Origin of the sequence: Chitinophaga oryzae (assembly GCF_012516375.2) — a bacterium.
Lineage (GTDB): Bacteria > Bacteroidota > Bacteroidia > Chitinophagales > Chitinophagaceae > Chitinophaga > Chitinophaga oryzae.
The window spans coordinates 4,940,411-4,952,439 of the sequence record NZ_CP051204.2 but is presented as its reverse complement, the minus strand read 5'-3'; the positions used below and the strand labels follow the sequence as shown (position 1 = coordinate 4,952,439).

At 53.7% G+C, this 12,029-nt stretch carries 9 protein-coding genes; 8 read left to right on the top strand and 1 reads right to left on the bottom strand.

Translation table 11 applies throughout. From position 1 onward, the window contains the following. Window positions 1-5: 5 nt before the first annotated feature. From HF324_RS20015 to HF324_RS19985, 7 genes are all read left to right on the top strand, one after another. Window positions 6-1,853 carry a cellulase family glycosylhydrolase gene (locus tag HF324_RS20015; protein WP_168860640.1) on the top strand — a complete coding sequence of 616 codons (1,848 nt, stop codon included), beginning with the start codon at window positions 6-8 and terminating at the stop codon, window positions 1,851-1,853. A 95-nt stretch (window positions 1,854-1,948) separates the two neighbouring features. After that, window positions 1,949-3,481 (top strand): alpha-N-arabinofuranosidase, encoded by a 1,533-nt coding sequence (locus HF324_RS20010; RefSeq protein WP_168860639.1) that lies wholly within the window; start codon window positions 1,949-1,951, stop codon window positions 3,479-3,481. Between the two features lie 83 nt (window positions 3,482-3,564). Beyond that, a complete protein-coding gene (locus tag HF324_RS20005; protein WP_168804181.1) occupies window positions 3,565-5,214 on the top strand; it encodes a ribulokinase in 1,650 nt (549 codons plus the stop codon). 1 nt (window position 5,215) lies between these two features. Further along, a complete protein-coding gene (araD, locus tag HF324_RS20000) occupies window positions 5,216-5,920 on the top strand; it encodes an L-ribulose-5-phosphate 4-epimerase AraD (RefSeq protein WP_168804180.1) in 705 nt (234 codons plus the stop codon). Next, a complete protein-coding gene (araA, locus tag HF324_RS19995; protein ID WP_246269596.1) occupies window positions 5,892-7,406 on the top strand; it encodes an L-arabinose isomerase in 1,515 nt (504 codons plus the stop codon). The genes araD and araA overlap by 29 nt, the downstream gene beginning before the upstream one ends. An 18-nt stretch (window positions 7,407-7,424) precedes the next feature. Further along, window positions 7,425-9,107, top strand: a complete 1,683-nt coding sequence (locus HF324_RS19990) for a sodium:solute symporter family transporter (RefSeq protein ID WP_168860638.1) — start codon at window positions 7,425-7,427, stop codon at window positions 9,105-9,107. A 52-nt stretch (window positions 9,108-9,159) separates the two neighbouring features. Next, window positions 9,160-9,882, top strand: coding sequence for an NUDIX hydrolase (locus HF324_RS19985; protein WP_168804178.1), 723 nt, complete (start codon window positions 9,160-9,162; stop codon window positions 9,880-9,882). A 95-nt stretch (window positions 9,883-9,977) separates the two neighbouring features. Here the strand turns inward: HF324_RS19985 and HF324_RS19980 are convergent, their stop codons facing one another. After that, complete coding sequence (locus HF324_RS19980; protein WP_168860637.1) at window positions 9,978-10,190, bottom strand: hypothetical protein; 213 nt, start codon at window positions 10,188-10,190, stop codon at window positions 9,978-9,980. A 13-nt stretch (window positions 10,191-10,203) separates the two neighbouring features. Here HF324_RS19980 and HF324_RS19975 point away from each other — a divergent pair, with 13 nt between their 5' ends. Then, window positions 10,204-11,850, top strand: coding sequence for an alpha-L-fucosidase (locus tag HF324_RS19975; RefSeq protein WP_168804177.1), 1,647 nt, complete (start codon window positions 10,204-10,206; stop codon window positions 11,848-11,850). The last annotated feature ends 179 nt before the right edge of the window (window positions 11,851-12,029 follow it).

Genomic DNA, 12,029 nt, shown 5'->3' with positions numbered 1-12,029 from the left:
TTATTATGCAACGCACAAATGTCAGGCATTATGTCCGCAGTTGTATCCGCACAGCGGTACAGCTGCTGGTCCTGCTTTTTGCAGGTCTGCAACTGTCAGCCCAGTTGCCCTCTGCGCAATCTATTGCCGGTAAGATGAAAGTGGGCTGGAACCTTGGTAACACGCTGGAAGCTATATGCGGCGAGAACGCATGGGGCGGCGTTGTTACGCAAACCACCATCGATGCCGTGAAAGCTTCCGGCTTTAATACCATCAGGCTGCCCGTTGCCTGGGACTGCCACAGTACCAACGGGGTGATTGACCCCGCGTGGATGGCCCGCGTAAAGGAAGTGGTGGACTACTGCATGCGCGACAGCCTCTATATCATCGTTAATATCCACTGGGACAACGGCTGGCTGGAAAACAACGTTACCCCGGCCGCCCAGGCGCAGGTGAATGCCAAACAGCAAAGTTACTGGACGCAGATCGCCAACGCCTTTAAGAACTACAACGAGCACCTGCTGTTTGCCAGCGCCAACGAGCCCGCCGTTAACGATGCCACCGGCATGTCCGTGCTGTTGTCTTACCATCAGACATTTATCAATGCCGTGCGGGCCACCGGGGGGAATAACAGTTCCCGTACGCTGGTTATCCAGGGGCCTTCCACCAATATCGATAAGACGAACACCCTGATGAATACCATGCCCACTGATCCCATTGCCAACCGGTTGATGATGGAGATACATTATTATGAGCCTGCCCAGTTTACGCTGATCACCAAAGATGAAACCTGGGGGAAGATGTTCTACTATTGGGGCGCCAACTACCATTCCACTACAGACGCCTCCCGCAACGCCACCTGGGGCGAAGAGAGTTTTATGGACGCTCAGCTGGACCTCATGAAAACCAAGTTCATCGACAAGGGGATACCCGTGATCATCGGGGAGTTCGCCGCCATCAGGAGAACGCTTAATCCTCCTTCCGATCAGGCGTTGCACAACGCTTCCCGGTGGCATTTCTACGACTACCTGGTGAGTTCGGCGAGAGCAAAGGGACTTATTCCTATCTGCTGGGATATCAATAAAGAGATGTACGACCGTGGCACCGGCGTTGTGCTGGACCAGGAAACTATTTCCACCATTATGAAAGCTGCGGGCGTTACGCCGGGCTATGTACGGCTGGCTAACCGCGCCACCGGGCTGCTGGCGGACGGCATGTACAGGAGTGCCAACGGCGCCAATACAGGGCAGTGGAGTTATAGCGGCAGTGATGCGCAACAATGGACCGTGGAAGCCGCCGACGGTTATGTACGGCTGAAAAACCGCGCTACGGGACTGTACCTCGACGGGCTGGGAAGAACGGCTGACGGGTCAGTGGCCGGGCTGTGGAGTTTTAGCAGCAGTTACAACCAGCAATGGAAAACCGAAGCGACCGGCAATTATATCAAACTAAAAAACCGGGCCACCGGCCTCTATCTCGATGGACTGGGGCAAACGGCCAATGGCGCGGACCTGGCGCAGTGGTCGGGCAGCAGCAGCTATAACCAGCAATGGACCATGACCGGCGTGGCTTTGCCCGCAGCGGCTTTGCCCGGGGCAGCTGCCACCGCTGATATGGCCCGTCCGTCTGCCGATGAGCTGAACGTATATCCCAACCCTTTTACCAATACCTTCCGCATTACCGCCGGCAAACAGGATAAAATAGAACGGATTACAATTATCGACGCTTCCGGGAAGCCTGTAATGGTAAAAGTCCAGCCGTCGCCGGCAGACCTCCTGGCCGTAGGCGCAGCACTGAAAACAGGCACTTATGTAGTGGTGGTAAAGGGGAGAGGCTGGACGAAAAAGTCCAAAGTGGTCAAAATGGTCCCATAGCGGTAGTATTTTGTTTGAAAAATTATAATTGTAAATTTGACAAATATTGTTTTACTTTGGAACAATCAATCAAATTATCGTTATAATTCCGCGTCATGAAAAATAAGTTCCGTTCTGTTTGTATGGGCGTATCGTTGCTGCTGACGGCTTCACCGGCATTGCAGGCACAAAATAAGGTCACGTTCCATACAGATGCGCCAACACAAACGATCAACCGAAATATTTACGGTCATTTTGCCGAACACCTGGGTAATTGTATTTACGGCGGCTTCTATGTGGGAGACACGTCCCGTATTCCCAATATTAAGGGTGTAAGGAAAGACATTATCGCTGCGTTAAAAGCGCTGAAAATTCCGAACCTGCGTTGGCCGGGCGGTTGTTTCGCTGATACATATCACTGGAAAGACGGCATCGGCCCGAAGGAAAAACGGCCTGCGATCGTTAACACCTGGTGGGGCGGCGTTACGGAAAACAACAGTTTCGGCACGCACGATTTCCTGGACATGTGCGAGGAGCTGGGCACAGAGCCTTACCTGGCGGGCAACGTCGGCAGTGGTACCGTACAGGAGCTGGCCGACTGGGTACAGTATGTCAACTTCTCCGGTAAAAGCCCGATGTCCGACCTGCGTCAGCAGAACGGTCGGCAACAGCCGTGGAAAGTGCAGTACTGGGGCGTTGGCAACGAAGCCTGGGGCTGCGGCGGCAATATGCGTCCGGAATATTATGCCGATATCTACAGGAAGTACGCCACCTTCATGAGCGGCCACCTGTTTAAAATAGCTTCCGGCGCCAATTCATCCGACTATAACTGGACGGAAGTACTGATGAAAAACATACCGCTGCACATGGTGGATGGCCTGGCTTTGCATCATTACTCGGTCATCGAATGGAATAAAAAAGGACCGGCAATAGATTTTTCAGAGGAACAGTATTTCCAGACCATGCGCAGCGCTTGTTTCATGGATACGCTGGTACGCCGCCACTCCGCTATCATGGACAAATACGACCCGAAGAAAAAGGTGGCGCTGGTGGTAGACGAATGGGGTGGCTGGTATGACGTGGAAGCAGGCACGAACCCCGGTTTCCTCTTCCAGCAAAACACCATGCGCGATGCCATGATCGCCGGCGTGACCTTAAATATCTTCCATAACCATTCCGACAGGGTACGGATGGCCAACCTGGCGCAGACTGTCAACGTGCTGCAGGCAGTAGTGCTGACGAAAGGAGAGCAGCTGATACTGACGCCTACCTACCATGTCATGGAAATGTACAAGGTGCATCAGGATGCAACGCTCATCCCCATTGATGTACAAAGCAACAAGTATACTTACAAAAATGAGCAGCTGCCTGCGGTATCGGCTTCCGCTTCCAAAGATAAATCGGGCGTAACCCATATCTCCCTGGTTAATATCGATGCTTCCAAACCACAGGAAGTAACCGTGCAGACAGGGGCCGCCTATAAGTCTGTCGCAGGCCGCATACTCTCCTCTGCCAAACTGCAGGACCATAACAGCTTCACGCAGCCGGACAAGCTCAAACCCGCAGCTTTCAAAGGCGCCGTGCTGAAAAACAATATGCTGACCGTCAAGCTGCCGCCTTTTTCTGTGGTGGTACTGGAACTGCAATAAATACCCGCTGCCGGGGCTGATGATGACTACGTAACCACGTAGTCCGGCTACCTGTATGCATTCTAAAAAAGAAACCTGATCACATGAGCGAATCCTTTGTAATAGGTGTTGACTTTGGAACTGATTCCGTGCGGTCCATAATCGTAGATACCCGCAATGGCCAGGAGGTGGCGGCTGCGGTGTTTCACTATCCAAGGTGGAAGGATGGGTTATACTGCAACGCCGCCCGTAGCCAGTTCCGGCAACATCCGCTGGATTATATAGAAGGACTGGAAACCACTATCCGGCAATGCCTGCAGCAGGCCGGCAGCGCGGTGGCCCGGCATATAAAAGCCATCTCGGTGGATACGACCGGCAGCACGCCGGTGGCGGTAGATGAAACCGGTATGCCGCTGGCGATGCAGCCTGCCTTTAAAGACAATCCCAACGCCATGTTCGTGTTGTGGAAAGATCATACCTCCATCCGCGAAGCGGCGGAGATCAATGCCGTGGCTGCGGCCTTCCCGGGCAACTACCTGCGATTCGTGGGCGGCGTTTATTCGTCGGAGTGGTTCTGGGCCAAATGGCTGCACATATGGCGTGTAGACGAAGACGTTAGAAACGCTACTTATACCTGGGTGGAGCATTGCGACTGGATACCTTTCCTGCTGACAGGCGGCACACGCGCCAGTCAACTGAAACGCGGCATCTGCTCCGCCGGCCATAAGGCGCTGTATGCCGAAGCCTTTGGCGGCCTTCCGCCCGACAGCTTCTTTGCGGCCATCGATCCGCTGTTGCAGAACGTGAGCCGGCGGCTGTTCACTACAACCTATACGTCCGGCGAGGCGGCAGGGCATCTTTCTGCTGCATGGGCCGAACGCCTCGGGCTGAGCACTTCAGTGGTGATCGGCATCGGTGGATTTGATGCGCATATGGGCGCTGTAGGCGGACAGATAGCGCCTTATCATCTCAGCAAGGTAATGGGCACCTCCACCTGCGATATGCTGGTGGCGCCGCTGGATGAAGTGAAAGATACGCTGGTGAAAGGTATCTGCGGACAGGTGCCTGGCTCCGTGATCCCCGGTATGATGGGGATGGAAGCCGGGCAATCGGCCTTCGGGGATGCCTATGCCTGGTTCAGCAATTTATTGTCATGGCCGCTGCGGCATCTTTTCCCGCATGACAGCGCGCTGTTACAGGAGGCCAACAGCAGGATGATCATGGAGCTGTCTCAACAGGCTGCGGCCATCACACCAGATGAACACAGCGAATGGGGTATTGATTGGTTAAACGGTCGCCGCACGCCCGATGCCGACCAGTCGCTGAAAGGTACGCTCACCGGCCTGAACCTCGCTTCTGATGCACCGAGGGTATTCAGGGCCGTGGCGGAAGCCACCTGCTTTGGCGCCAAAGCCATCGTGGACCGCTTTGAGCGCGAAGGGGTACCGGTAAAAGGACTGATAGGTATCGGCGGGGTGGCCAAAAAATCACCCTTTATCATGCAGATGATGGCCGATGTAATGGGCATGCCTATACGCATTCACCGTTCCGAACAGACCTGCGCCCTGGGCGCGGCCATGTTCGCCGCTACGGCCGCCGGTATCTTCCCTAAAGTGGAAGCCGCCATGGAAACAATGGGACAAGGCTTTGAAACGACTTATTCGCCCGATATACAACGGACAGGCATATATGAAAACAGGTACCGTAAATACAAAGCGCTGGGCGCTTTCACCGCTAACATGAATATCGATTAAGATGGGTACGCAGAAATACCAGGCCATCCGCGAGGCGGCCTATGAAGCCAATATGCAGCTGCCCGCACTGGGCCTCGTTATATTTACCTTTGGCAATGTGAGCGCGGCAGACAGGGACGCCGGCGTGTTTGCCATCAAACCCAGCGGTGTGCCCTATACGGAGCTGTCGCCCGATAAGATGGTCATCGTGGACTTCGACGGGAAAGTGGTGGCTGGGGATTTACGCCCCTCGTCCGACACGCTGACCCATGCCGTATTATATAAACACTGGGCGCACATCGGCGGTATTGTGCATACACATTCTACCTACGCTACCGCCTGGGCGCAGAGCCTGCGGGATATTCCCATTTACGGGACTACCCATGCAGACCATAACACCCTCGATATCCCCTGCGCTCCGCCCATGCCGGATGAACTGATAGCCGGAAATTATGAATACCAGACCGGCTTTCAGATCATGAACGCTTTAGCCGAAAGGAACCTGACCTATGAAGACATGGAGATGGTCCTTGTAGGCAATCATGCGCCTTTTACCTGGGGCAGCACCCCGGCGAAGGCCGTATACAACAGCGCGGTACTGGAGTCCATCGCCCAGATGGCCTACCTCACGGAGTCCATCAACTTACGCGCGTCGAGACTAAAAGATTCCCTGATAAAAAAACACTACGAACGCAAACATGGCCCTGATTCGTATTACGGCCAATAAACTACATGGTATGATCGATCTGAAGAAATTAGAGATCTGGCTGGTGACCGGAAGCCAGCACTTATACGGAGAAGCAGCCCTGCAACAGGTAGCTCAGCACAGCCGGGAAATAGCCGCTGCCGTGAATGACGATAGTCATATCCCCGTTACCGTCGTCTGTAAACCGATCGTTACCACCCCCGAAGAGATTTATGCCGTATGCATGGATGCCAATGCGGCGGCCGGCTGTATCGGCGTGGTGGTATGGATGCACACGTTTTCTCCCGCCAAAATGTGGATACGGGGCCTGAAAGCCCTGAAGAAACCGGTCTGCCATCTGCATACGCAGTACAACAGGGATATCCCGTGGAGCGAAATAGACATGGACTTCATGAACCTCAACCAGAGCGCGCACGGTGACAGGGAGCTGGGATTTATGATGAGCCGCATGCGCATGAACCGGAAAGTGATCACTGGTCACTGGAAAGACCCGGAGGTGCTGGGGGAACTGGGCGCCTGGGCCCGCGTGGCTGCCGGCTGGCACGACTGGCAGGGCGCGCGCTTCGTCCGCTTTGGCGACAACATGCGCTATGTGGCGGTGACCGACGGCGATAAAGTAGAAGCGGAATCCGTATTCGGTTTCGCCTGCAACACACATGGCATCGGCGACCTGGTGGCCGTGATCAACAGCGTTCCGGACCATGCCGTGAAGGCGCTGGTGGACGAGTACGCAGACGCCTATACGATCAGTGCCGCGCTGTTAAACGATGCAGCCCTGAAAGATGCCGCCAGGATAGAGCTGGGGCTGAAAGCTTTCCTGGAAGACGGCCAGTATAAAGGTTTCTCCGATACGTTTGAAGACCTGCACGGGATGATACAGTTGCCGGGCATTGCGGTGCAACGGCTCATGCAGGCAGGATACGGTTTTGCCGGTGAGGGCGACTGGAAGACGGCTGCCCTGGTGCGCGCCATGAAAGTGATGGGCAGCGGCCTGCCGGGAGGCAATTCGTTTATGGAAGATTATACCTATCATTTTGATCCGCAAAACCCCATGGTGCTGGGTGCGCACATGCTGGAAATATGCGCGTCCATCGCTGAGGGTAAACCTTCCTGCGAGAAACATCCGCTGGGCATAGGCGGTAAAGCGGACCCGGTAAGGCTGGTATTTAACACTGCGGCAGGTGCTGCCATCAACGCATCGCTTGTGGACATGGGCAACAGGTTCCGGCTGCTGGTGAACGAAGTGGAGGCGGTAACGCCACCGCACGATCTTCCGAAGCTGCCCGTGGCACGGGTATTATGGAAGCCTTACCCGGACATGAAAAAAGCCTGCACCGCATGGATACTGGCCGGCGGCGCACATCATACCTGCTTCAGCCAGAACCTGACATCCGTTCACCTGCAGGATTTTGCCGACATGGCGGGCATTGAAATGGTGCTGATAGATAAACATACGGAGCTGAGGGCTTTCCGCAATGAGTTGCGCTGGAACGATGCCGCTTATTAAACAGACACATTCCCCGTTATGAAAAATGTACTTTCTGCCAACGATATACTTGTATTCGTTACCTATTTTATCGTCGTAGCCGTTTATGGCTACTGGGTCTACAGGAAAAAGAAGACAGCGAACCCCGATGCCAAGGATTTTTTCCTTGCAGAGGGTTCGCTGACCTGGTGGGCCATCGGCGCTTCGCTGATCGCTTCCAACATCTCCGCGGAGCAGTTTATCGGCATGAGCGGCGACGGCTTCTTCGTAGGCATCGCCGTTGCGGCGTACGAATGGATTGCCGCCATCGCGCTCATCATCATCGCGGTCTGGTTTATTCCCATTTACCTGAAGAACAAGATCTACACCATGCCGCAGTTCCTCAAGACGAGGTACAACGAAACGGTGGCGCTGATCATGGCGGTTTTCTGGCTGTTTTTATATGTGTTTGTGAATCTCACTTCCATCCTGTACCTGGGCGCGCTGGCCATCAACGGCCTGCTGGGAGGGGAGTACCTGCACATCGTCATGATCGCCTTGTCGGTATTTGCCATTGTGATCACGCTGGGCGGCATGAAGGTGATCGGCTATACCGACGTGATACAGGTAAGCGTGCTGATCATCGGCGGGTTGGCCACCACTTACATGGCGCTGACGTTGGTGAGCGAACATTTCGGGCTGGGAAGGAATGCGCTGGCGGGTTTTACGGCGCTGATGAAAGATGCGCCGGACCATTTTCATATGATCCTGGACAAACCGGATGCTACGTCTTCCCAGGAGTACATCAACAAATACCTCGTATTGCCGGGCGTGCTGATGTATGCAGCAGGGCAGTGGATCGTAAACCTGAACTATTGGGGCTGTAACCAGTATATCACGCAACGCGCGCTGGGCGCTAATCTGCAGACGGCGCGCAACGGTATCCTGTTTGCCGGGCTGCTGAAAATCATGATGCCCATTATTGTGATGCTGCCGGGCATTGCGGCCTATGTACTGCATAAAAACGGGCAGTTGCCCGGACTGGAGAATAAAGACGGCGCCTATGCAGCTATATTGGGCTTTTTGCCGTCCGGCCTGAAAGGGCTTTCCATCGCGGCGCTGACGGCCGCGATTGTAGCGTCGTTGGCAGGAAAGGCCAACAGTATCTCCACGATCTTTACGTTGGATATCTACCAGAAATATATGAACAGGACGGCTTCCCAGAAGCAGCTGGTATGGACGGGCAGATGGGTGGTGATCGTGGCTATGCTGCTGGCGATCGGTTTTACCTGGAACGACCTGCTGGGTATCGGTGGGGCAGGAGGCTTTACCTTTATCCAGAAGTATACCGGGTATATCAGTCCGGGTGTTTTTGCCATGTTCCTCTTGGGCATGTTCTGGAAACGTACTACCGGTGCGGCCGCCGTGGCGGGTATTATCACCGGTTTCACCCTGTGCGTGTTCTTCAATCAGTTCGCGCCGGCGGTATTGGGGCATGAGAATTTCCTGTATACGGCTTATCCCAATGGCAGCGGCGGATATGAGATCCCCTTCCTGATCTGTATGGGACTGGCGTTTATGTTTACCATGATCGTGATGGTGCTCATCAGTATGGCCGGGCCACGGGTCAATCCGAAGGCTTTTGTGCTGGATAAGGCGATGTTCAGGATATCACAGGCTACGACCGTGTTGATTGTTATCACGCTGTTGCTGATTTCCGCCCTGTATATCCGTTTTTGGTAGGAAGATGGAGATTCGGGGTCTGATTTGTACTTTTGTTGTCTAATTGTTTTGTATGAAGAGATATGCACAGCAAACAAGGTTGTTAGTCGCTGTTGACTGCATCATTTTTGGTTTCGACGGACAGGAAATAAAATTGCTGCTGATCCAGCGCGGTTTCGAACCGTGCAAAGGGAAGTGGAGCCTGGTAGGCGGCTTTGTGCAGGAAGAAGAAAGTGCGGAAGATGCAGCTACCCGCGTGCTGAAAAACCTTACCGGGCTGGATGGCATCTATATGGAGCAATTACATACTTTCAGCTCGCCCGACAGGGACAGCGTGGAAAGGACCATCTCCGTGGCGTATACGGCCCTGATTGATATCAAACGATATAAGCAGCTGCACGAAGATTTTCATGCCGTGTGGTTCCCGATCAATCATCACCCGGAGCTGATATTCGATCACAACGCGATGGTGAACCAGGCCAAGGAGCGGCTGCGCTATAAGGCTGCGCTGCACCCTTTGTTACTGGAACTGCTGCCTCCCAAGTTTACGCTGCCCCAACTGCAACAGCTATACGAATCTGTTTATAATACCTCTTTCGATAAAGGCAATTTCAGCAGGAAGATCCTGTCTACCGGCCTGTTGGTGAGACTGGCGGACAAAGACAAGCTCAGTTCCCGTAAAGGCGCATTTTATTATAAGGTAGACAAGAAAAAGTATAGTGTCAATCTGCACGCTTTCCTGAATTTCGTGCCGGAGGCACTGATGAAAAAATCAGCCGCTGCCGGTAACCGGTAATCTCTCTGAATCCACTGCTGTTCGCATTGTCACCGTATTCCGGAGACGTGTGCCGGGCAGAAAAAAAATAATTGTAAAATTGACATTTTTTTATTTTATTGCATATAGATAGAATTCCACGTTATGCACACAGGATATTTTCCTGCAACAGGGACTGCTTGAGAAGTGTTTGCCAACTTACCACGCTGTTGCAGGAAAATTTCTCTTCGATCCGCAGCATACATCCCGCTGCTACCTGCAAAACCCGCACCGCCATCGCGCAGCAAAACAGGAAGCGATGATTTCAATATTATTTCCCTTTCATACATAAAATTTGCCACTGTGAATAGAAGATCACTTATCAAATATCTGGGGTTGACTGTTCCTGCTTATTTATTATCAAAGCAGGCAGGCGCATCCATCGGCGGGCCGCTGGCCCCGTATACAGCCCAGGGGCCTTTTACGGCCAGCTGGGAGTCGCTGCAGCAATACAGCGTTCCGGAATGGTACCGCAATGCCAAGTTTGGCATATGGGCGCACTGGGGCCCGCAGTGTGAGCCGGAGTACGGCGACTGGTACGCGCGCGGCATGTATGTGGAAGGCAGCGACCAGTATAAATACCATCTTCAGAAATATGGCCATCCGTCGAAGTTTGGTTTTAAAGATGTTATCCATCAATGGAAAGCGGAACAATGGGACCCGGAGCAACTGGTATCCCTGTACAAACGGGCGGGTGCGAAGTACTTTTTCGCCATGGCCAACCACCACGATAACCTGGACCTCTGGAACTCCCGCCATCATGCATGGAACGTCATGAACGTCGGGCCTAAAAAGGATATCATTGGCGGCTGGGCCAAAGCAGCACGCAACAACGGGCTCCCTTTCGGCGTCAGCATACACGCCGCCCACGCCTGGACATGGTATGAAGTAGCGCAGCGCGCCGATAAAAACGGTCCGCTGGCCGGCGTGCCTTACGACGGAAAACTGACAAAAGCCGACGGCAAAGGTGCCTGGTGGGAAGGACTGGACCCGCAGCTGCTCTACGCGCAAAACCATCCGCTGAGTGAAAACAGCCTGGATAACGGCGCCGTTTTCCGGCAGTGGGACTGGCACAACGGGGCGGTACCGCCGTCAAAAGCTTACTGCGACCTGTTCCTGAAAAGGACCCTCGACCTCCTGGACCGCTACGAACCGGAGCTGGTTTATTTCGATGACACGGTGTTGCCGTTATATCCGGTCAGCGATGTAGGCCTGCAGATCGCAGCCTATCACTACAATAAAAGCATCAAACGCCATAAAGGCCAGCTGCAGGCGGTACTGAACGGTAAGGTATTGAACGAAATGCAGCGCAAGTGCATGGTATGGGATATAGAAAGGGGGCAGAGCAACGTGATTGAACCGTTCGCCTGGCAAACGGATACCTGTATCGGAGCCTGGCACTATGACAAGCGGTTCTTTGACGGTAAGTGGTATAAATCCGGTAAAACAGTTATCCAGACACTGGTGGACGTAGTGAGCAAAAACGGCAACCTCCTGCTCAATATCCCGGTGAAAGGCAACGGCGCCATCGACGACCAGGAGAAAGCCATCCTCGAAGAAATAGCCGCCTGGATGGCCGTCAATGCGGAATGCATATTCGACACCCGGCCGTGGAAAGTGCTGGGCGAAGGCCCGGCCCTGGAAAATGTTGCCCCCATCGCCGCACAGGGATTCAACGAAGGGAAAGGCAAACCTTTTGGCGCCGGCGATATCCGTTTTACCGCAAAAGGAGACTCACTGTACGCCGTGTTACTGGGCTGGCCCGAAGATGGAAAGATCAACATCAAAAGTCTCGCCGCCGGAAGTACGCTGCGCCCGGAAAAGGTGAACAGGATCGATTTACTGGGAGGCGGTGAAGTACGCTTTCAACAACATACGGACGCACTGGAGGTCACCCTGCCGGAAAATAAACCGGCGTTCCCTTATGCGGCGGTTTTAAAAATCCGGTAGCCAAACCAGCGCTTTGCTGGTTTCACCCGTTACGATCGTACTCAATCTATCATACATACATCCATTCACTAACACCCTTTCCCGGGACCGGCCAATTGAGCCGGTCCTTGTTATTTTACCGGATACTTAACCCTTTGGGTCTGAAATTCAACCTGTTGCAACATATGATACCCCAGAAT